Origin of the sequence: Gimesia alba (assembly GCF_007744675.1) — a bacterium.
Taxonomy (GTDB): domain Bacteria; phylum Planctomycetota; class Planctomycetia; order Planctomycetales; family Planctomycetaceae; genus Gimesia; species Gimesia alba.
Map to the genome: position 1 here is coordinate 2075666 of NZ_CP036269.1, position 22821 is coordinate 2098486.

Here is a 22821-nt window from a genome sequence, read left to right on the forward strand (position 1 = left end):
GGTTTGGGGTAGTGAAAGGGAAAATCGTTTTGATGCTGGTCTACTTCCGGTTCATTCGACTTTTGAGAAATCGTTTGTACCAGGCGGGTCGATGATTTTCGATCTGTTCGACTTTTCGATAGATCGCCAGCTTGACGAGATCGAGGATGACCATCCAGACCAGCATGTAGAGCCAGACCAGGCCGATGATTGTCCAGGGAATGGGAGAGACGAACCAGCCGAGTCCGCACATTAGAACGGCGAGGAGTTGTGTCCCGACGATCGCCAGAAACAACGGCTGTGCCGGCCAGGGAGGCATGAAAAACAGGCTGCGGGAACGCATCACAAACAGCAGCAGGTGCCCGCCGGCGACGATCTGCAGGAAGATGACCGTTTGCAGATGATCGGGTGTCACATGAATCCAGGTGAGCCAGTCGTGATTGCCCATCCATTCCATGCCGATCAACAGCAGAGTGAATGTCTGTGCGACCGACAGCAGCCCCATCAGGCTCGAAATCGTGAGCAGCCGCCGCATATTCCAGCGCACCGGTTTGTCGGGCAAGAGCGTGTTGTCGTAAGCAATGGTCATGATGGGCACGTCGTCGAGTAGCGCCAGGAAGACGATCATCACCGGCGTGAGCGGCGAGAAACCGAAGAAGCAGGTTGAAAGCACGACCACGAACATGATGTCGAGCGTCATGCTGACGCGGAACAAAACATAGTTGATGATGCGTTCGAAAATCTTGCGTGCTTCATCGATGGCATCGACGATGGTCGAGAGGCCGGGCTCGGTCAGAATCAAATCCGCGGCCGCCCGCGCGGCATCGGTGGCACCACTAACGGCGACGCCGCAATCGGCCTGCTTGAGAGCCGGCGCGTCATTCACGCCGTCGCCCGTCATTGCGACCACGTGTCCACGGTCCTGCAGTGCTTTGACAATGCCGTATTTGTGTTCGGGGAAAACGCGGCCGAAGCCATCGGCTTTTTCTACACAGGCCGTGATCGGTTCGGGCAGATGGCTCATATCCATTTCTTTGGTAAACAGGTCGGCGGCGGCCTGCAGATGATTGCCGATGCCCAACTGGCCGGAGATTTCGTTGCCGATCGCCACATCATCGCCGGTGATCATTTTGACCTCGATTCCATGCTCCTGTGCTTGCCGGATGGTCTCTTTGGAATCATCCCGCGGCGGGTCCAGCAGAGACAGGATGCCCAGGAACTTCCAGCTCGCACCATCGTCTGCCGATTCGGCGACACCCAGCGCCCGCATACCCCGGGCGGCGAGATCAAGTACGGATTGTTCGCCTTTTGTTTTCGTTTCATCATCGAGCTGACAGAGTTCGATGATGACTTGCGGGGCTCCTTTGGTATATTTCCAAGTTTTGCCGTCCGCGTCGATAACAGTCGTTTCCGTCCGCTTGCTGACCGGATCGAAGGGGACGAATTTTTCCACGCGAAAGCTGTCGAGTACATCGGTCTGCTTGAGACCAGCAACGACGGCCAGGTCAATGGGATCGTCGTCGTCCCGTTGTGAAGCAAGGGCACCGGCGAGGGTAATGGTTTCGGGATTGTCAGTGTCAAACAGAATCGGCTCGCCGAGACTCAACTGGTTTTTGGTCAGTGTGCCGGTTTTATCGGAGCAGAGGATATCGACGCCCGCCAGTTCTTCGATGGCTTCCAGCCGCGACACGATGGCTTTCTTTCTAGACAATGCCAGCGCGCCCAAGGCATTGGTGACGGTGATCACCGTCGGCATGGCGACGGGAATCGAAGCGATCAATAGGACGAGGATCAGCCGCAGAATGTCGACGAGTTCGGTCCAGTGCCAGTCATCTTTCACGATAACATCTCGGTAGAATTCCACGCTGAACAGAACGAAAGCCAGTATCATCGACAGGAAGATCAGAAAGTCGCCGATCTGCCCGACCGCTTTCTGGGAGTGCGAAGCCGCGGTGCCGGCAGTCGCGACGAGGCTGGCGGTCCGACCGAAGAAGGTGTTTTTTCCGGTGCCGATGACGACGGCCGTCATTTCCCCTTTCTTGGCAATACTGCCGGAGTAGCCGCTGTCGCCCACTTTTTTACTCACCGGTAACGATTCGCCGGTGAGAGCGGCCTGATCGATGCTGAGGTAATCGCCGCCGATGAAACGGACGTCGGCCGGCAGGACTTCGCCGAGCTTGATCCGAATGACATCGCCGGGCACCACTTCGGCGGCATCGATGGGGGAGAACTTTCCGTCGCGGAGCGCCCGGGCTTTAGGCGCCATGCCTGCTTTCAAAGCGGCCAGCGCATTAGATGCTTTTCGTTCCTGCCAGAAACCGGAGGCCGCGTTGTAAACGAGCAGGCCCATGATGATGCCGAAGTCGGGCCAGTGGCCGATGAGGGCGGAGAGAAATGCAGCCGCTTCGATCATCCAGGGAATCGGTCCCCAGAAGTAACGCAGAAATTTCATCAGGTCGCTGATCTCTTCGTCGGCCAGCTCGTTGCGACCGTATTGTTCGAGGCGCTTCGACGCTTCTGCAGAGGAGAGACCGGCGGCCGTTGTTTCGAGCCGTTGATAGACGGTCTCCAGGTCGGCCTGTTCCAGATCGGGTTCACTGTTTGAGCTGTCGCTGGTGGAAGCAGGGGCTGAATTCATCTAACGGGCTCTCCGAAGCTGTGGGGAAATCGGACTGGCCGACGCGGTTGTTACCTGCTGCGGAGTATACTGGCTGAGGAACAGATCGACAATACGATCACGGCGGAGGCAATTTTTCAAAAGCGGGTGGGCGAAAAGGGATTCGCGTCGATGTGCGTTGGTTTGCCTTGTATGAGTTCTGCAATCAACCTTCCAGTGGCGGCGGCCATACTCATGCCGAGCATGTTGTGGCCGGTGGCGAGATAAGCGTTCGTGAAGCGGGGGGTACGGCCGATGATCGGCAGACTGTCCCAGGTCATCGGACGCCAGCCGAACCAGCGCTCCTGTTCATTTTCGGTGAAAGGGGTGCGGAGATAGGGTTCGGCAGATCGCTTCAACTGGGTGATACGATGTGGGGGAAGGGAGGTGTCATAGCCGGCGAACTCCATCATCGAACCGAGTCGATAGCCGTTCTGGAACGGAGAGACGCCGACTTTGTGCTCGGGGAACAGCATCGGATACTGCGGGCAGGGCGTGGGCCGCTGCATAGTGACGGAATAGCCTTTGCCCGGCTGGATGGGAATGCGGCATTCCAGTTCTGCGGACAGCTGCGGGCTCCAGGCACCGGTGGCAAAGATCATCCAATTCGCCTCCAGTTCTCCGCACGAAGTTGTCAGCTGTGTGACTCGATCCGCCGATTTTTGAAGCCCTTGCAATTCACAGTTCTCAACAAACGTAATGCCCCGCTGTTTGAGCCGGGCGATCCATTGGGAATTGAGCAGGTCGGGGCGCACCGAGGCATCGTCCGGATAATAGAAGCCGCCGGCAAGATCAGGTTTGAGTGCCGGGTCGAAGGCGGGTAAATCGGCGCCTTTGATTTGATGGGCGTTCACACCAAAGTGATCGGACAGGATCTGATCTGTTTTCGAAAATTCGTGCATCCCGGCTTCCGTCTGCAGGACATACAGCAGCCCCTTTTGCTGCCATTCGCATTCCAGCTGCTCTTCTGTGATGAGTCTCTTGTATTCGGTCATTGAAGAATCGAGGATCGCTTTGAGGTGGTTTCCCGCGGCGAGCATTTGACGATGCGTGCAGCGGCGGGCGAATTGCCACATCCAGTTCCAGAGTGCGGGGCTGAACTGTGGTTTGACGCGAAACGGTGCATGTGGGTTGAATAACGATTTCAAAGCCGTCTTAAACGCCCCCGGTTCGGTCAACGGCAGAACATGGCTCGGGCAGATATAGCCGCAGTTGCCGTGCGAGCAGGCGCCGGCGAGGGAACCTCGATCGATGACGGTGACTTGCAGGCCTGCTTTGGACAGGTAGTGCGCGCACGCAATGCCGATGATGCCCGCGCCGACGACGATCGCTGATTCCGATTGGGAAGAGGAATTCATGCTGGTCCTTCCACAGTGATGCCATAGCGGAACGGGTCGTCGGGTTGTTGAATGAGTTGTCCTTCGCTGCAGATAAAGGCGGTGCCTGTAATCGTCGGGATGATGTGCTGGTCAGTCAATTCGCGATACGTGGCAATAAAACGACTGCCAATAATACTTTCCTGAATCCAGGGTTCATGCGGCTGCAGTTTACCATCTGCTGCCAGGCAGGCGAGCTTGGCGCTGGTGCCAGTGCCGCAGGGGGAACGATCGTAGGCGCCGCCCGGACAATAGACGAAATTACGGCTGCGTGCGTCAAAGGATTCCGCCGGGCCGAAGAATTCGATGTGATCGATCTCTTCACCGTTCGCGCCGGTGATTTGCTGTCGTTCCAGTTCCGAACGAATCCGCTGTGCGGCGTCGGTGAGTGGCTTCAGATTCGGGAATGTGAGTGCAAACGGCGATTGTTCCACGAGGAAAAACCAGTTGCCTCCCCAGGCGATGTCACCCACAACGGTTCCCAGTTCGGGCACGTTCAGACTGACTTTGTGACGATAGCGATAACTGGTTACATTCTCAATCATGACTTTATTGGGAGAGAGCAGATTGGCTTCAACGATGCCGACCGGTGTTTCGAGCCGACAAACACCAAGGTCGATCCGACCGAGGTAGTAGAGCGTGACGACGACGCCGATGGCACCATGTCCGCACATTCCCAGATAACCGGTATTGTTGAAAAAGATCACTCCCGCCGCACAGGTGGAGTTGACTGGTTCGCACAGTAACGCGCCGACGACCGCCTCTGATCCGCGCGGCTCATTGATGGCGGTACTGCGGTAGCTGTCGTATTGTTCTTTGAAGCGTTGCCGGCGTTCCTGCAGGGAGCCGGAGCCGAGATCAGGGCCCCCGTCGATGATGACCCGCGTCGGTTCGCCTTCCGTGTGTGAATCGATGATGCGCATAACAGGCTCCTGTGAATTAGGTGGATGAACCGGGCCACGCACTCCACCAGTTTCGGAATTGTTCCCACTGCGAACGCGCAAATTGCTTTTGGCTGGGACTCAGTGAATCGGTTGCGTAGAAATGATGCTCGTATTCCGGATTGCCTTCCAGAACCATCAGATATTTATAGTACAACACCAGGTCCGGTCCTTCATCAAAGGTGGCCAGCACGTTGAGTGCTTCGGTCAGTTCGAGCGCCAGATTGCGTGCTTCAACATCCCCGGCTGCGGCCTGTTCGCAGAGAGCAATCAGACGCAGCGTTTCTTTAGGCAGGGCGTTACCCACGCCGGTAATGGCGCCGGCGGCGCCGCAGTGAACGTAACCGTGAAAGACCTGCGTATCCACGCCGGCGATCAGCACCAAATCGGGGTCGCTGTGTGTGATGTGTTCGCCCGCGTAACTGAGTGAAGCGGCGCCCCCGAATTCTTTGAATCCCACGAGATTGGTGTGGTCGCGGCGGAGGTCAAAGAACAGATCGGCCTTCGTTTCGAACCCGTAATAAGGGCTGTTATAAATGACGGCGGGAAGGGGATCACCGGCTTGCAGAATGTCCGCGAAATGCGCACGCTGGGCGGCGGCCGACGTGCCCCGCGAGAGGACACGCGGAATGACCATCAGCCCGGCAGCACCGATTTCTCGGGCAAGTGTGGTGATCGCGACCGCACGCTCCGTGTTTTGGGCGCCGGTGCCAACCACGACGGGCACTCCCGCTTCGACCAGTTGACGCACTCCTTCCATGCGTTGTTCGTCGGTGAGCAAAGGCCAGTCGCCCATCGAGCCACAATAGACGACGGCTCGCATGCCGACATCGATCAGCTCACGTCCCTTGCGGACTAACGCTTTGAAATCGGGTGTGCCTTCCGCAGAGCAGGGCGTCATCAGGGCGGGGATACATCCACGGAAAATTTGTGATCGGTCAGTCACCAAGGGTCTCCTTCTGCAAGATTGCCATCATGACAGCCGCATGATGATCACGTAAGTCCATCAGATTGAATAGTACTGGAAAAGTTCTCGGGTGTCTTGACCAAGTGTCGACAACGGACTTTAAAATGCGCATAATCAGGGACGGGAGCCAGACCAATGATTCATGAGTTATTAAGCCAGATCGATCCCCCCTTTACGGGGGAAGCCTTGTTTGACCACCTGTCTGACATTGTGTTTTTCATCAAGAATGAGCGAGGGGAATATCTGGTTGTAAACAACACGCTCGTGGATCGTTGTGGCGTTCAGGACAAACAGCAGTTGATTGGCCGCACGGCGGCGGAAGTGCTGAGGCCTCCTCTCGGCGCAAGTTATGCAGCCCAGGATCTCAGGGTGGTACAGACGGGACAGCCTATCACGTCACAGCTTGAATTGCATATCTATGCTTCCGGTGATGTGGGCTGGTGTCTGACGACCAAGCTCCCATTGCGTCAGAAAAAAACGGGCGCTGTGATCGGTCTGGTCGGCGTCTCGCAGGACCTGCATCTGCCCGATACGGCGACTGAATTGTATCAGAATCTTCTGGCCGCGATTTCCCATGCGGAGACACATCTGGCAAAGCCTCCGACCGTGGAAGAACTGGCAGAGGTCGCTGAGATGTCCCCTTACCAGCTCAACCGCCGCATGCGTCACGTGTTTGGTCTGACCGCTGGTCAATGGCTGTTAAAGCTGCGCATCGATCGGGCACAGCAAACACTCAGAGAGAGTGACGCCTCGATTGCGTCAGTGGCGCTGAGTGTCGGTTACGCAGACCAGAGTGCCTTCACCCGCCAGTTCCGTAGGACCACAGGCATGTCGCCGCGTGATTATCAGCGGATGGTGAAGAACGCGGGGGAGTAGGTATGTTTTTGCTACCACGAAAGGCACGAAAAGACACGAAATAAAAAGCTCTAAAAAGGGGCCGGTCCAGAAGAATCGAGACCAGACCCTTTAAATCCGTTCCTGTAAAAAAAGATTTCCACTGGATTCAGAAATTAAAGTGAAATATATTATCACTCTAAATAATTATAAAAAGAACAACGTTTCCAATTCCGGTTATAAGCAGAAAGAAATTTAGAATGTCAGGCCATTGAGTTCTGACCAAAGGCTTACTGTAGGGTATAGAAGAATTAAGCTCGTTGTTTCTTGTCTAGGTCTTAATATAAAATGGTTAGAAAAGTAGTTATTCTGATTACGAGCTCTCTTCTGTTATATTTACTTTCATTCATCTTCGTAGTCTCTGCACCAGTTGGTATTTTGGATTATTCAGACTGGGATGATCGCATCATGGTCATTAAAATATACTCTCCTGTTTTTGATGCCATACATTACAGTAACTCGGTCCGAGATACTTGTTTTAATATTTGTTCTTTAACTGGTAACCTGGAAAATTTTGTCTTGTTATATGGAGAGAATGAAATTTATATGGTGGATGTTTATTATGAATAACGTGACGTTGCACTCCAAAAGGGTCAGGTCCAGAATAAACGAGACCAGACCCCTTAAATCCGTTCCAGGCGGGCGGACACATGGGTACCGCCCCTACGTTGAAGTAGGCGACGTTAAAACAAATGCAAACGTTGGATAACGAATACCAACCGTGAGCGGGACGGCGCTAGCCGCCGTTTTTGGGTCAGGGGCGCTGTTTCACAAACGGTGGCTAGCGCCATACCGCTCACAATTTTCCAATAAATCAGTTATAAAACCATGTTTTGCTCTACCACGAACGGCACGAAAATTAAAAGCCCTAAAGAGGGCAGGTGGCAGGTCCCGAACCATCGAGACAAGATCCCTTAAATCTGTTCATTTTTTTACGATTAGAGACAAGCCCTAGAAATGTTCACACTCATTTGTGATTGGGAAATCATCAGGATGCTTGAAAAGTCTTGTGAGAAATTCTCCAAAAGAGTCAGCGACTTTGACGATTTCTTCCGGATCATGCCATGACATTTCGAAGCTCCATGTAACAACAGATGGCTCCCCTGGTTTCCGATAGTCAAGGCAGAGTAAGTTCATCTCACTCATCTCTCTTGCATTGTGACCAGCTGTATCGATAACGGCAATCGGAACTAATAATCCTCCACTCTCGTAAAGCCTGTCTGAATAATCAAACCTAGCTAATAAAAAGCCAATTGTGTAGTCAAGTCTAACGTCACTAGCTCCTCCCGGCCTCCAAGAGGGAATTGGTGGTTGGGGCAGTCTTTCATCTCCAAGTGGCTTAAAGATATTACAGAAACGGCAAATCATTCTAATTTTACCATCGAGTGATTGAAAACATTGTTTTCCGGGAATACCACCATGGTAATGTAAGAACTGTTGTATTAGTTCATCTGGTAATTTAATTTTTTGTTCAAAATAGTTTGATGTTTTTATTTCAAATTGATGGATGTCTTCTAAAGAAACAGCTGGAAGTAGACTTTCTAAATTGTATTCCAAGTTAATTTCTGCATTGTTCATTTCTTCTCTCCATTCAAACTTAACGAGGCGCATCTGCTCAATGACCTGAAGCGTTTAAAAGGGGCAGTTCCAGAATCATCGAGACCAGGCTTTTTAAAATCTTTTCGCTCGTTCTTGCCCATAAATCTCACCAAATTTCTTCAGTGTAAGCACATGGAGTTTTCAAGTTGTCGGGGTCGATTGGGTAGGGCATCAATGAGGAATTGTGTTCCAGTAAGTCCACCAAAACATCGACAAATCCCTTACCCTCCAACAGAATCATTTCTGCATTTGAGAAATGATAAAAAACACAATCCCAAGCATCAGGCTCTCCAATCATGCGCCAATTGAAAAAGTCACCCTCAGGTGTCGTTCCCCATCCAAGTAGTCCTTCAGGTTCAGGGTAACCTTTGAATGGCAAGTCGTTTCCTGACTGTTGATCGTCGCTGTATCGTCGTGAAGCTGTAGATATCCAACTCAAAACGTCTGATACATCCCGCAAATTCCAGATAATGATGCTTCCGCACTCACCTCCTGAAGGCATGATGCATCCAGAACCGTATTTATCAATAAACTTCTTGTAATCAGTTGGGAGTGAAAGACCGAGTTCCGACTCGACGGTCTGCCAGGATCTTTTAAAGCTGTGTTTTTTTTCTGGAGGTGGTAGTAAATCTAACAGTCGTTTCCAATTATCCAGCATGATGGATTCCTATCAGGATATTTTATGAGATCGGTTTCATTCGAAAATTGGTGAGAAAAAAGATGCCAGGTCCATTAAATTTTTGTTCTGGTACTTTAATGATTTCCCTGATGTTTTACTCTACCACGCAAGGCACGAAAACTCACGAAACTTTTGGTTGGTGAGAATCTGATCGGGGTTGAGAGTGGCTGCTGTTGAAAACGTGTTGCTCATAGTTTGTAGGGGGCGAGCCATGTGTCGACCCGCGGTATCGATGTTTGTTGTGATGGTTGATGGGAAAGTTTTATCCGGGTTCCCTCGAAGACGGAAATCGTTCATATGTCACCAGGCGGGCGGACACGTGGGTACCGCCCCTACGTTGAGATAGGCAACGTTAAAACAAATGCAAACGTTGGATAACGGATACCAACCGTGAGCGGGACGGCGCTAGTCGCCGTTTTTGGGTCAGGGACGCTGTTTCACAAACGGTGGCTAGCGCCATGCCGCTCACAATTTTTCCAATAAATCAGATATAAAACCATATTTTGCTCTACCACGAACGGCACGAAACTTTTGGTTGGTGGGAATCTGAACGGGATCGAGAGTGGCTCGCTCGATCTTGCGGTGGCTCTGTTGAGTTCCTGCTCGCTGCGCTCGGGACGAATTGCATTCGAGCCTGCCCATGAAAAAGGTTGGTGAAGCTGGTCTGTGGTGGAATGGGGCTGCTTTGATTGTGGGTCGGTTTCTGCACTTGTTTGCGATTTTCATCTCTCATGCTGCCGGTGGTATCTGGTAGGATTTGTTTGCCGGTGGTTTGGATTTCACATGGGTTGGAAACGGCGGCTAGCGCCGACCCGCTTACGGTGGGGGTGGCATTTCTGGTTCCGTTTACGGTGGTGAGTTGGGATCACAGGATGCCAGGCGGGCGGCCACGTAGGGTCGCGCCCTACTTTTTTTGCTGGTTTCTTTTGAAGTTGGGGATCAAGTTGATGAATTTTCTTTCTGTGTTGCCGTTCATGAAACGTGATTTTCCTGAAGGGCGTGGGGTGGTCAAGGGGGATCGGGGAAAAGTTGTGTGGCGGGGGAGTGGTGAGATGTGCTGTAGGTGTGGTGGGGAGTGTTGTGAGCGAGGCGATGTGCGGCGATGTGTGTCGACCCGCATAACTTTTTGGGGCTGGTTGATGTCAAATGTGGCTGAAACAAGCGGGTTTTCCCATGCTGCCGTTTGTTTCGTTCCTGGTCTTCACCTGAATCAGTACTGCTCACGCGCGCGACGCGCAACTGCAGAGGATCATGGCGAATGGCGGGGTGGTGTCAAGGTGTTTCTTTTCACTGAAAAGGGAACATTTTTCACCGCTGACTGAGGGGATGTTCTGGTGCGTCAGGTTTACGTAATCTGACTCAGCCGCAAAATCGGGAGTTTGTTTAGAGAGTTAAAAAAATGTTCGTGAACCATTTGCTGCAAGTCTGGTATTTTCTGAGTGGGAACTGGCGAAAACTGCTTAAAAGTTGCCTGAATTTAGTTCATAGATCGGCGTTGATGCATTATACTGGACGATGATGGAAATTCAGGCCAGATCAGTGTTTTTGATTCCCTCCCGGCCTGAATTGCAAACTCGAAGAGTTCGCTGTCCCAAAGCGACTTGATTGCGTTCATTTTTGAAAAGCTTCGAGAAGGAGAACTGCCTTGCGTCCTTTCCTGAAATTATCTTGCCTGATGTTGCTGATGACTGCGTTGAATGGTTTCAATGGAGGGTCGGCTGATGCTCAGGTTCAGGCTCCGAAAGTCGCTCCGCAAAACGAGCAGGCGGGGATTGAGTTCTTCGAAAATAAGATTCGTCCGGTCCTGGTCGAGCATTGCTACGACTGTCATTCGGGCACCCCCGATCCGGAAAATGCTTCGTTTGTATTGGACACCCGCGCGGGAATTCAGCAGGGGGGCGATTCGGGAAAAGCGGTCGTGCCGGGGAATCTGAAACAGAGTCTGATTCTGCAGGCGCTGGAACACGATCCCGATTTTTATGCGATGCCGCCGGATGAGAAACTGCCCGCGCAGGTGATTGCCGATTTTCGCAAGTGGATTCAGATGGGCGCTCCTGATCCTCGGAAAGGAAACGTGCCGAGCAGTCCGAAGAAGAAAACGGAACTCGCGATTGATTTTGATAAAGAACGCGAGTTCTGGTCGTTTCGCCCTTTGACGAAGCCGACGGTTCCCGAAGTAAAAAGTGAAGCCTGGTCAGGCAGTGCGATTGACTGTTTTATCAAAGCGAAACTGGATGAGAAAAAACTGACTCCGGTTGATACGGCGGATCGGCGGACGCTGGTGCGTCGCATTTATTTTGATCTGACCGGATTGCCGCCGAGCGCGGAGGAGATAGAGAAGTTTGTGAACGATCCTTCTCCGCAGGCGTACGAGCATCTGATCGATCGCTTACTCAATTCACCACAGTATGGTGAGACGTGGGGACGGCACTGGCTGGATCTGGCCCGCTATGCGGATTCGAACGGCCTGGATATCAACCTGACATTTTACAATGCCTGGCGGTATCGCGATTATGTGATCCAGGCGTTTAACGAAGATAAGCCTTACAACGAATTTATTCGCGAGCAGATTGCCGGCGATCTACTGCCTTATGAAAACGATGATGAGCGGACGCGGAATATTGTCGCCACCGGGTTTCTGGTGATGGGCGCGAAAATGCTCAGCGAGCGGGATAAAGAAAAACTGCGGATGGACGTGGTCGACGAGCAGATTGATGTGACGGGTCGGGCGTTTATGGGAATGACGCTGGGTTGTGCCCGCTGTCACGATCATAAATTCGATCCGATTCCGATGACCGACTATTACGCGCTGGCCGGGATCTTTCGCAGCACGGAGACCGTGCATGGGAATCGTCTGAATAATCAATTCGTATCGGGCTGGATGACGCGACCGTTGCCAATCAAACCCGAACATGCGGCGGCGCTGGAGAAACATGCCGCCGAGCTGAAAACGCTGGAAGAGAAACTGAAAGCCGACTCGGATCAGTTAAAACAATTGAATGGCGATACCAAACAACAGCAACACTTGAAAAGACTGTCGGGGATTGTGGTCGATGATGCCCAGGCAGTGAAAACGGGTGCGTGGAAAGAGTCGGTCTATTCGAAAAATTATCTGGGCGTGGGTTACGTGCATGATATGAATGAAGAGCAGGGGAAGAAGACGATTCGCTTTACCCCGGATCTGCCCGCCGCCGGCAAGTACGAAGTGCGTTTTGCGTTTCCAGGGAGCAGAGGTCGTGCCGATCGCGTGCCTGTGACGATTCATTCGCTGCAGGGAGCAAAAACCATTTATGTCGATCAGACAAAGCCGGGACCGATTGATAGTGTCTTGACATCGCTTGGTAATTTTGAATTTGCCGCGGGTAAAGCGGGCGCTGTTGAAGTTTCAAACAAAGGAGCTTCCGGTTATGTGGTTGTGGACGCGATGCAGTTCATTCCGCAGTTTCAGCTTCCAATGCAGAATGACGTGCTGGTCGCGAAAAAGCCGACTGTTGATTCTGCAGCCGACGTTCGCGCAGCGAAAATCAAAACGCTGGAAGCGAGTGTGAAAACGTTGACGGCTCAGATTAAAAAATTGAAAGCGAATGCCCCGCCCGCCGCGCCGATGGCGCTGGCCGTGGGTGAGCAGCCTGATCCTGCCGACTATCGAATTGCCCGGCGGGGAAATATTCACCAGTTGGGTGATAAAGTGGATCGTGGCTTTTTGACGATTGCTTCGATTCAGGAGCCGCCTGAGGTCAGTCCCAAGCAGAGCGGTCGGCTGGAACTGGCAAACTGGTTGAGTCAGCCACAGAATCCGCTCACCAGCCGGGTGATTGTGAATCGGGTCTGGAAGCATCTGTTTGGCAACGGGCTGGTGCGGAGCGTTGATAATTTTGGTCACCTGGGAGAACAGCCGACACATCCGGAGTTGCTGGATTATCTGGCGCAGCGGTTTGTTTCCGAAGGCTGGTCGATCAAGACCTTGATTCGTGAAATCATGATCAGTCGGGCGTATCAGTTGAGTTCGAAGTTTGATACGGATCAGTATCAACAGGACCCCGGGAACCATTTCCTGTGGCGGATGAATCGTCGGCGTCTCTCAGCGGAAAGTATTCGCGATGCGGTGCTGTCGATTTCGGGGAAGATTGATTTACAGCAGGGAGGCTCGTCGGTGGCACATTATCCCGAGCAGGCCATCAGTCCGAACAAGAATAAAAAATTAAAGCAGAACCCGTCTGAGTTTCGACGGAGTGTCTATTTACCGATCGTGCGGGGCAATGTGCCGGCTTCTTTGACGGTGTTTGATTTTCCGGCTCCTGAAATGCTGGTGGGAAATCGCCCTGTGACGACGGTGCCCGCTCAGGCGTTATTTATGATGAATAGTCCGTTTGTGATCGACCAGGCACAGGCGACGGCGGAGCGACTTTTAAGCGAGAAAAAACAGAGCGATTCTGAACGCGTTTCGAAATTGTATCTAGCCTGTCTGGGCCGCGATGCGAATCAGACAGAACAGGCGGAAGCATTACAGTATATCGAGTCTCTGATGAAAGCGGATTCGAATTCGGACAAAGCGGCTGCACGGGTGAAGGCCTGGACCTCTTATTGTCAGATTCTGTTTGCTTCGACCGAATTTCGCTTCTTGAATTGATGTTCGATTACGATTTTTAAACCGTAGCGAGTACTTACTTTTTAATAAGAATGAATGGCTATGCAACCACTCAATTTATCTCGTCGGCAAATGTTGAAATCATCGGCTTGCGGATTTGGTTATCTGGCGATGGCGGGCTTAAGCTCTGAAGCGGCTTTGAAAACTCAGTCACCGTTACAGTCCAAAGCGCCGCACTTCGCGCCTCGCGCCAAACGTGTGATTTTCCTGTTCATGCATGGCGGACCGAGCCAGGTGGATACGTTTGACTATAAGCCACGTTTGGCGAAAGAGGACGGGCAGCGACTGCCGTTCAAAGCGGCGAAGAACATCGAGAAATCGTCGCAGGAAAATTTGCGTCTGATGAAATCTCCCTGGAAGTTCAAGCAGCGGGGCGAGAGCGGGCTTTGGATTTCCGAGTTGTTTGATAACGTGGCCGAACATGCGGATGATTTGTGTGTGATTAACTCGATGCACACCAACGGCCAGTCGCACGGTCAGGCGGTGATGAAACTGCATACGGGGTCGGACAGTCTGGTGCGGCCTTCGGTCGGTTCATGGATGGTGTATGGCTTGGGCACGGAAAATAACAACTTGCCCGGCTTCATTTCGATCTGCCCTTCACGCGGTCATGGTGGCGTGCGGAATTTTGGTAGCGCGTTTCTGCCTGCCGTCTATCAGGGAACAGCTATTGGCGATGCTGATACTGCTGCCAGGGAAGCGCAGATTCGATTCCTGGCGAACAATGCGTCTTCGGAGTCACAGCAACGAAAACAACTGGGACTGTTACAGGCGATGAATGAGCGGCATCTGAAGCAGGTCAAGGTCGACCAGGAAATTGAAGGGGTGATCAATTCGTATGAGTTGGCCTTCCGGATGCAGTCGGAAGTTCCCACGCTGATGGATCTGACGGCGGAGACCAAAGAGACGCATGAATTATATGGGATCAATGACAAGACGACGGAGGATTTTGGGCGTCAATGTCTGATGGCCCGCCGTTTTGCCGAAGCAGGCGTGCGTTATATTGAAGTGGCGCTGGGCAATAATCGCTGGGATCAACACAGCGGCTTGAAGAGCGGGCACGAACGGAATTCACGGATGGTAGATAAACCGATTGCCGGTTTGCTGGCTGACTTGAAACAACGTGGATTGCTGGAAGACACCCTGGTGGTCTGGGGCGGTGAGTTCGGACGGACGCCGATTGCTCAGGGGACCAACGGACGGGATCATAATCCGCAAGGCTATTCGATGTGGCTGGCAGGAGCGGGGGTCAAACGGGGGCACGTGCATGGTGCCACCGATGAATATGGCTATTATGCGACCCGCGATAAAGTTCACATCCACGATTTACATGCCACGCTGCTGCATCTGATGGGCATGGATCATAAGCGGCTGACGTACCGTTATGCCGGTCGGGATTTCCGACTGACGGACATTTATGGAGAAGTGGTGCACGAGATTCTCACTAGTTGAAAATCGGCCTGATCTGCGAGACTTGTGAACGAGAACCGGAGACCGGCTTTTTCTGTCCTTATATTATAGTGTCTGGTCCCCCGCTGATGCGGCGAAAGCATGGGGGCGTTAAGCACTGCGATACTCAGGGCTTCTGATGAATGGCGACTTCCCGATTTTGGGGGTGGTTGCAGAATTTCATCGGAATAGTTACAATCCCGAGCTTAGGGTGGACTTTGCGCGCAACTCGTTATCTCTTCATGAGATATGAGCGAAATTGTGATTCGTAAAGTACAGAATCGACTAACAGAGAAATTCAAGAACCTGAAGAATTATAATGTCTGACAACAATGACGCGCTGGTAGAAGCGGCGATGGAAAGCATCGCGGCCGCACAATCTCTTTCGGAACTGGATGAAGTGCGCGTCCAATACCTGGGGAAGAAGGGGAAACTCAAGGACCTGCAAGCCCAGCTGAAATCGTTGTCGCCCGAAGAAAAACGTGAGTTTGGAAAGACGCTCAATACGATCAAGCAGAGCATCCAGACCGGGCTGACGGAAAAGAAAACGCAGCTGGAAGAGAAAGAAAATTCGGGTCCGGATCTCGAAGCCATCGATGTGACGCTGCCCGGCGTGCGTGCTTTACCCGGCTGTCGGCATCCGTTGATGACGACGATGGATGAAGTCAAATCGATTCTGATCGGTCTGGGTTTTCGCTACGATGATTATCCCGAGGTGGAAACGGAATTCTTTAACTTCGATGCATTGAATACGCCCGACTGGCATCCGGCGCGGGATATGCACGATTCATTTTATACGACCAAAGGGAATGTGTTACGGACCCATACTTCGGCCTTCCAAACGCGGGCGATGAAGAATTTCGGGCCGCCTCCGTTGCGGGCGATGACTTCAGGTCGCTGTTATCGGCGGGATGAAATTGACGCTTCTCACTTTCCGATCTTTCATCAACTGGATGTGATCGCCATTGATGAGAATATCAGTTTTGCAGATCTGAAATGGGTCTTGTATCAATTAGCCAGTAGCTTGTTTGGCAAAGATGTGCAACTCCGTTTCCGCCCCAGTTATTTTCCCTTCACTACGCCGAGTGCGGAAGTGGATGTGATGTTTAACGGCAAATGGTTGGAGATTCTGGGAGCCGGAATGATTCGTCCCGAAGTTCTGGAAGCCGGTGGGGTCGACTCGGAAAAATGGCAAGGATTTGCCTTCGGCCTGGGACTGGATCGGATGGCGATGATTCGACACGGGATCACTGATATCCGGCTGATGTATGAAAATGAAGAAGCGTTTTTGCGTCAGTTTTAATGAACGTTTCCTGGTAAAAGCTGGCACGATATTTCTGGCATAGAGAGAGTACGATGCGAATAAATACTGGTTGGTTGCGCGATTATCTGTCTGAAGACTGCAAAGAGAGCGAACTGCTTGATGCCTTCATGACGGTGGGCCTGGAAGTCGAAGAAGAACATGATCTTGCACAAGCGTTAGAGCCGATCAGGGTTGGTTTTATTCGAGAGAAGAAACCGGTTGGTGATGATGGCCAATATTTCGAATGCCTGGTCGAAATTGACAAAGGTAAGCTGGTAACGATTCTCTGTGCCACTGCTCATCCCGTTGAGATTGGATGGGGTGTTCCCGTTGCGGTTGCCGGTACGAAGCTGCCCAGCGGTGCTTTGATCTCCGAAGGAAAATTCAAGGGAATTCGTTCGGAAGGAATGATCTGCCTGGATGGTGAATTGGGAATGATTGCGAAATCAACCGGTCTGCAGGTTTTCAAAGACGAAGCAGCGCTCGGCGAGAGTCTGCCTTCCGTGTCTCCGTTCCAGGAATCTCTGGTTGAAGTTTCGGTCCTTCCGAATCGTCCCGATTGTCTGGGAATGATCGGGATCGCCCGTGAAGTCGCTGCTGTCTTGGACATGCAGTTGAAGTATCCCAGTCAGCGGGTGATTCAACCTGCCGCCGGTCAGAGTGAGTCTGTTGCGGTTGAGATCGATGATGCATCACTGTGTTCGCGTTATGCCTGTCAGGTGTTTGATGGAGTTCAAGTTCGCAGTTCGCCTCACTGGCTTCAGAGCCGCCTGCAAACAGCGGGATTGCGTCCGATTAATAACGTCGTGGATATCACGAACTTTGTAATGCTGGAATGGGGACAGCCGTTACACGCGTTTGATTTCGATTCCTTAAAGGGGAATCGGATTGAAGTCCGCCGCATTCGCAAAGATGAAAAACTGAAGCTCCTGGATGAAACTGAAGTCGATGGCGCGGAGCAGCCGTTGGTGATTGCCGATGCGGAGAAACCGATCGCTCTAGCAGGGATTATGGGGGGCTGGAACTCCCAGACCACGGTTGGCTCAAAACGCATTTTGCTGGAAGCCGCTTGTTTTGATCCGGTTTGTATTCGGACCTCTTCTCGAAAGCTGCGAATCAGCACGGATTCCTCGTATCGCTTTGAGCGGGGAACTGACCCGAATGACATGTTGAGCGGTGCTTTCACCCGAGCTGCGGAACTGCTGCAGGATGCGGAACTGTCCGAAGCCAAGCCAGCTTCTACGATTACAGACAGCTACCCCAGCGTGCGGGAGCGGACGAAATTCGCTTTGGATTCCGACCGATTCTCAAAGTTATTAGGTGCAGAAATCAGCGATGAGCAGATCAAAGACTGTCTTTCCAAACTGGAAATGACGGCTGATGAGGGGCTGACGATTTCCGTGCCGACCTGGCGCGTGGATGTGAATAATGAAGTCGTGCTTGCCGAAGATGTTGCGCGGCTCTTGCGGTATGACAGTATTGTTATGAAACCGATGATAGCGACGACGACCAAAGGCCGCATTTCTGAAACAGATGGACTCCGAACCAACGTTGCGAAATTTCTGACGAGTAACGGTTTCCTGGAATGCCGTACGCCTCCGCTGACAACAGAGCAGGTTGCTTTCTCATTCAGTCAATGGGCTGGCGATGCGATTCAGGTGCAGAACCCGATCTCCAAAGAAATGACGACGCTCCGCCAAAGTCTGGTGGGGAGCCTGGTTGAAGTGGCCGAGCGGAATGCCCGTCGCGGTGCCAGCAGTTTCCGGTTTTTCGAGATCGATCGGACCTTCCGTCAGAATGATGATGTGATTGATGAACGCTGGATGGTTGGCGGCGTACTGGGAGGTTATGTCAATGACTCTGCCTGGGTTGCCTCCGAGAAGGAATTTGATTTTCTACGTGCCAAGGGGGTGGTTGAAAATCTGTTTTCTCAGATCAGTGTGGATGACATCACATTTGAACGTGATACTCCTGCTAAGGGGTACCGTGGTGAAGAGTTCGCCGCGCTGAAGCACGGGGATCAACGGATTGGTGCACTGGGACGAATTGACCTGAACGAACTCGGGATCAAGGATCGTGCACGCGTGCCTTTGTACGGTTTCGAATTGGATCTCTCGGCTTTGGTTCAAGTGAAATCGCCCGCTCGAATGTTTAGCGGCCTGGCCCGGACTCAGGTGATTGCCCGTGATATTTCGATTCTGGTTCCGATTGATTTACGTTACGCCGAGATTGAGGCATCACTAGAAAAAGCGTTCGCTGCTGCGGTCGAGAATCTGCAGGTTGAACCACGCAAAGAGAGTGATGCACCGGTCGCGCTAAATCCGAAACTGGAAAATGTCATCTGTGTCGATACCTTTACGGGTGAAAGTATCGGGGCTGATGCGATGAGCTTGACGATTCGCATGCTGTTCCGCGATGACGCACATACCCTGACTTCGGGTGAGGCACAGCAATTGATGGACTATGTCGTGAAGCAGCTCAATGCAGAGCATGGTGCGGTTCAGCGGTAGCCTTTGAACGGTTTGAATCTGCCGCCCGAAAAGGGAACAGGCTTTCATTCGTCCGATAAATGAATTCAACAGACACGTCTCATTTTTGAGGCGTGTTTTCTTTTCTATGCTGCAATTATCGCAACCTGGGAAGCTGATCATAGTGACCTATGCCGGGAGGCGCCATTTGGTATAACTTTCAGATACTTCTCCCTGAGCAGATCGGTGGCGTTTCTGATCTGAGTTGTTTGAGGCAGCGATGTCTCAATTCAATCTTTTCATTTCTAAAAAGTACAAAAGATGCGGAATTTTGCGGTTGAACTTGTTTGCTGTTTATGATTATATATAATATATAATCATGGCGTTTCAGGGCAGACTTGCGCTATAATGATGGCAACGATCTGTTAATTCGAGTCGAGCGCTGTTGCGTCTAAGTAGTTGATTACAAAAAACAAACGTGCTTTTGGATACATCACGATGATACGACGACTTCTGGTGAGTTGGGGATTATGCATCTTTGTCATGATCCTGAGCCGTCCGCTTCTGGCAGATGATGCTGATTTGAAAAAAACAGACTTCTTCGAAAAACGAATTCGTCCGTTACTGATTAACCAGTGTTATGACTGCCACAGTGAGGATTCCGTTGAGAGCGGATTACGGGTCGATTCTCTGTCGGCGTTAGTCCGGGGGGGAGAGCGGGGGCCTTCTGTCGTGATCGGAAAGCCCGAGCAAAGCCTGTTGATTAGTGCGGTGAACCACAGCGGTCAATTACACATGCCGCCCAAAGATAAGTTGTCTCAAAAAGAGATCAGCGATTTAACCGAATGGATTCGACTGGGAGCCTACTGGCCGAATTCAAAACCGATTGCGCAATCGAACGAGAATGAATCTGAGGGGCCGCTTTTTACAGAGCAGGAAAAAGCGTTCTGGGCCTTTCAGCCGCCTCAAAAACCAAGTCTACCGTCGGTTAAGCAGTCTGGTTGGGTTCAGAATCGGATTGACAATTTCGTATTATCAAGGTTGGAACAGAAAGGCTATGCGCCGGCTCTTCCCGCCGAGAAGCAGGACCTGATTCGTCGAGCGACGTTTGATCTGATTGGTTTGCCGCCCACTCGAAAAGAAGTCGATGACTTTGTCAAAGATGATTCGCCGAATGCTTTTGCTAAGGTCATTGATCGGCTTTTGGAATCACCCCGTTACGGTGAACGCTGGGGACGGCACTGGCTGGATGTGGCACGCTATGCCGATTCAAACGGCCTCGACGAAAACCTGTCTTATGCGAATGCGTTTCGATTCCGCGATTATGTGATTGCGGCATTCAATCAAGATAAGCCTTTTGATCAGTTTGTCCAGGAACAACTGGCAGGCGATATTCTGGCGGAACAAGTTAACGACGACAGCCGCATCGAGAAAATTACCGCGACCGGGTTTCTGTCTATCGGCGCTAAGATGCTGGCGGAAGATGACCAAACCAAAATGCAGATGGATATCATCGACGAGCAACTGGATACCGTCGGTCGTACTTTTATGGGACTTACATTGGGGTGTGCCCGCTGTCATTCTCATAAATTCGATCCGATTCCGATTGAAGATTATTACTCGCTGGCGGGGATCTTCAAAAGTACGAAAACGATGGAAAACTTCAAGGTGGTTGCCCGCTGGCAGGAACGAACTCTGGCCAGCCCTGAAGAGATTCAAAAACTGGAACAACATAAAAAACAGATCGCAGACCTCGACTCTGAGATTCAATCAGTTGTGAAACAGGCCGATGAACAGTTTCTGAGGGAAGAGCGAAAGCATGTCTCCGATTATTTACTGGCGGCCGAGATTAAAAAACACGCTGATGAATTAATGAAGGGGACAAAACCGATCGGCGAAACACTTCAGGCCGATTCAGCGGATTCTGTCCTGATCGTGGAAGCGGAAAACTATCAGGCGGGCAATGTGAAAAAATCCCTGACCGGTTACGGCGAGGGAATTGGCGTCATTTACAATAAAGGGATGCTGCCGAATATCGCGGAGTATGAAGTTGAATTGCCGAAAGCGGGGCGGTATCAATTCGAAATTCGCTATGCCGCCGCGTCTGCACGGCCGGTTCAATTATTGATTAATGGTCAACTCGTCAAAAATAAGGCAGCAGGAGAAGTGACCGGAAGCTGGTATCCCAAGTCACAACAATGGAAAGTAGAAGGCTTCTACCAGTTCAACAAAGGGAATAATAAAATCCGCCTGGAAAGTAAGATTCCGTTTCCACATATTGATAAGTTGTTGATTGCAACTCCTCGGGAGCCTTCCAGGAAAGAGCGGAATTTGATTGCCGAAATCGCGGCTCCCGAAAGCAAACTCATTGGCAGTATCACAGCACAGTGGGCCGATTATCTGGCGAAACATTCACAGGAGGAGACCTCTCCCTTTTATATCTGGAGCGAACTGGTACGCACGGGGAAGACACCAGAAACACTCGGGCCTTCATACCAGCGGTTTCAAAGTCTGAATGATCTGCCTGAAGCAGAACGGCTGCCGCGGGCGGCTCAGCTTTACGGGGCATTGTTTGCAGAAGTCGAACAGGAGTGGCAGGCTTATCTGAAAACCGACGAGGGTAAAAATACGAAAAGTCTGCCGAATGCGGAGAGCGAAGCGATTCGGCAAGTGCTATATGATCCGAAAGGACCGTTCGCGTTACCTGCGGACCGTGAAACGTTTTATGCTGCTGCAGTGAAAACCGAACTGACGGAAAAAAGAACTGCCCGGAAAGAGCTGGAAAAAACACTTCCTCAATATCCGACGGCCATGGCCGTTTCAGAACAAAAGCCGGAAAACGTGAAGGTACATTTGCGAGGAAGTCACTTCACGCTGGGAAAAGAAGTTCCTCGGCAGTTCCTGCGAATTATTGAGGGAGAGCAACAGACTCCCATCAATGATCAGCAGAGTGGTCGTTTGCAGTTAGCCCAGTGGTTGACCAGCGGTCGGCATCCTCTGACGGCTCGTGTCATGGTGAATCGACTCTGGCGCTGGCATTTCGGAAAGGGGCTGGTGCGAACACCCGATAACTTTGGAAAACTGGGAGAACGTCCGACGCATCCAGAGCTGCTCGACTGGCTGGCGGTTCAATTTGTAGAACAGGGCTGGTCGATTAAGTCGATGCATCGTCTCATTATGCTGTCTTCGACCTACCAGATGAGTACAAGGTATAACGCGGAGTTGGCAGCCGTTGATCCCGAGAATCGATTGCTCTGGCGGATGAACCGCAGACGCCTGGAAGCAGAAGCAATTCGCGATTCAATTTTAGCCGTGTGTGGAAAGCTCGACTATGAAATGGGAGGCTCGCTATTGGGTGTTGAGAATCGAAAATATGTCACGAGCACCAGAAATGTGAATCCGGTCGTTTATCAAACGAATCGTCGTTCCGTCTATTTGCCGATTGTGAGGAGTGCCTTGTATGAGGTACTGCAGGCATTTGATTTTGCCGATCCCAGTGTTCTTTCTGGCGATCGAACGCATACTACGGTGGCACCTCAGGCGCTGTTCATGATGAATAGTGAATTCGTGATGCAGAATACGATGGACCTGGCGGATCAAGTGCTGCATGAGACCCATTTAGATCAGCGCGCCAAAGTGAATCGAATTTATGAAAAAATCTTCAGTCGTCCTGCGTCAGCGATGGAAACATCTCGCGCGCTGAACTACATCGGACATTACAGACAGGAATTGAAGTCGTTAGAGATGTCAGACGAAGAAAAAGAGCAGCGAACCTGGCAGAGTCTGTGCCGGGTGTTGATTGCCTCCAATGAATTTTTGTTTGTTGATTAAAGACAGCGAGAACGAAGAGTTTACGAGTTTG

The 22821-nt window shown here is 51.6% G+C and carries 12 protein-coding genes; 6 read left to right on the plus strand and 6 right to left on the minus strand.

Annotated elements, in window-relative coordinates:
* Positions 1-40: 40 nt before the first annotated feature.
* The 4 genes from Pan241w_RS07950 to Pan241w_RS07965 form a co-directional block, all read right to left on the minus strand.
* Positions 41-2617: a plasma-membrane proton-efflux P-type ATPase gene (locus Pan241w_RS07950; RefSeq protein WP_145213479.1), complete on the minus strand. Its 2577-nt coding sequence runs from the start codon at positions 2615-2617 to the stop codon at positions 41-43.
* A 116-nt stretch (positions 2618-2733) separates the two neighbouring features.
* Positions 2734-3993 carry an NAD(P)/FAD-dependent oxidoreductase gene (locus Pan241w_RS07955; protein ID WP_145213482.1) on the minus strand — a complete coding sequence of 420 codons (1260 nt, stop codon included), beginning with the start codon at positions 3991-3993 and terminating at the stop codon, positions 2734-2736.
* Complete coding sequence (locus Pan241w_RS07960; RefSeq protein WP_145213485.1) at positions 3990-4934, minus strand: 4-hydroxyproline epimerase; 945 nt, start codon at positions 4932-4934, stop codon at positions 3990-3992. Before Pan241w_RS07960 ends, Pan241w_RS07955 begins: the two co-directional genes overlap by 4 nt.
* Positions 4935-4950: 16 nt before the next feature.
* On the minus strand, positions 4951-5898 hold the full coding sequence (locus Pan241w_RS07965) for a dihydrodipicolinate synthase family protein (protein WP_145213488.1): 948 nt from the start codon (positions 5896-5898) through the stop codon (positions 4951-4953).
* 156 nt (positions 5899-6054) lie between these two features.
* Between Pan241w_RS07965 and Pan241w_RS07970 the strand changes: the two genes are divergently transcribed.
* Positions 6055-6795 carry an AraC family transcriptional regulator gene (locus Pan241w_RS07970; protein WP_145213491.1) on the plus strand — a complete coding sequence of 247 codons (741 nt, stop codon included), beginning with the start codon at positions 6055-6057 and terminating at the stop codon, positions 6793-6795.
* 969 nt (positions 6796-7764) lie between these two features.
* On the opposite strand, the gene Pan241w_RS07975 is transcribed toward Pan241w_RS07970, so the two are convergent.
* Both Pan241w_RS07975 and Pan241w_RS07980 read right to left on the minus strand, forming a co-directional pair.
* Complete coding sequence (locus Pan241w_RS07975) at positions 7765-8391, minus strand: SMI1/KNR4 family protein (protein ID WP_198000394.1); 627 nt, start codon at positions 8389-8391, stop codon at positions 7765-7767.
* Positions 8392-8518: 127 nt separating this feature from the next.
* Positions 8519-9070 carry an SMI1/KNR4 family protein gene (locus tag Pan241w_RS07980; RefSeq protein WP_145213498.1) on the minus strand — a complete coding sequence of 184 codons (552 nt, stop codon included), beginning with the start codon at positions 9068-9070 and terminating at the stop codon, positions 8519-8521.
* 1666 nt (positions 9071-10736) lie between these two features.
* Between Pan241w_RS07980 and Pan241w_RS07985 the strand changes: the two genes are divergently transcribed.
* From Pan241w_RS07985 to Pan241w_RS29315, 5 genes are all read left to right on the plus strand, one after another.
* Entirely contained in the window at positions 10737-13721 is a 2985-nt protein-coding gene (locus tag Pan241w_RS07985; RefSeq protein ID WP_145213501.1) for a DUF1553 domain-containing protein, read from the plus strand.
* 54 nt (positions 13722-13775) lie between these two features.
* Complete coding sequence (locus Pan241w_RS07990; protein ID WP_145213504.1) at positions 13776-15191, plus strand: DUF1501 domain-containing protein; 1416 nt, start codon at positions 13776-13778, stop codon at positions 15189-15191.
* 316 nt (positions 15192-15507) lie between these two features.
* Positions 15508-16491: a phenylalanine--tRNA ligase subunit alpha gene (gene pheS / locus Pan241w_RS07995; RefSeq protein ID WP_145213506.1), complete on the plus strand. Its 984-nt coding sequence runs from the start codon at positions 15508-15510 to the stop codon at positions 16489-16491.
* Positions 16492-16544: 53 nt separating this feature from the next.
* On the plus strand, positions 16545-19001 hold the full coding sequence (gene pheT, locus Pan241w_RS08000) for a phenylalanine--tRNA ligase subunit beta (RefSeq protein WP_145213509.1): 2457 nt from the start codon (positions 16545-16547) through the stop codon (positions 18999-19001).
* Between the two features lie 456 nt (positions 19002-19457).
* Positions 19458-22790 carry a DUF1553 domain-containing protein gene (locus Pan241w_RS29315; RefSeq protein ID WP_198000395.1) on the plus strand — a complete coding sequence of 1111 codons (3333 nt, stop codon included), beginning with the start codon at positions 19458-19460 and terminating at the stop codon, positions 22788-22790.
* The last annotated feature ends 31 nt before the right edge of the window (positions 22791-22821 follow it).

Coding starts and splice junctions, on each gene's coding strand:
- Pan241w_RS07955 (WP_145213482.1), bottom strand. CDS start 3,993: ATGAATTCCTCTTCCCAATCGGAATCAGCGATCGTCGTCGGCGCGGGC.
- pheT (WP_145213509.1), top strand. CDS start 16,545: ATGCGAATAAATACTGGTTGGTTGCGCGATTATCTGTCTGAAGACTGC.
- pheS (WP_145213506.1), top strand. CDS start 15,508: ATGTCTGACAACAATGACGCGCTGGTAGAAGCGGCGATGGAAAGCATC.
- Pan241w_RS07950 (WP_145213479.1), bottom strand. CDS start 2,617: ATGAATTCAGCCCCTGCTTCCACCAGCGACAGCTCAAACAGTGAACCC.
- Pan241w_RS29315 (WP_198000395.1), top strand. CDS start 19,458: ATGATACGACGACTTCTGGTGAGTTGGGGATTATGCATCTTTGTCATG.
- Pan241w_RS07960 (WP_145213485.1), bottom strand. CDS start 4,934: ATGCGCATCATCGATTCACACACGGAAGGCGAACCGACGCGGGTCATC.
- Pan241w_RS07970 (WP_145213491.1), top strand. CDS start 6,055: ATGATTCATGAGTTATTAAGCCAGATCGATCCCCCCTTTACGGGGGAA.
- Pan241w_RS07990 (WP_145213504.1), top strand. CDS start 13,776: ATGGCTATGCAACCACTCAATTTATCTCGTCGGCAAATGTTGAAATCA.
- Pan241w_RS07975 (WP_198000394.1), bottom strand. CDS start 8,391: ATGAACAATGCAGAAATTAACTTGGAATACAATTTAGAAAGTCTACTT.
- Pan241w_RS07980 (WP_145213498.1), bottom strand. CDS start 9,070: ATGCTGGATAATTGGAAACGACTGTTAGATTTACTACCACCTCCAGAA.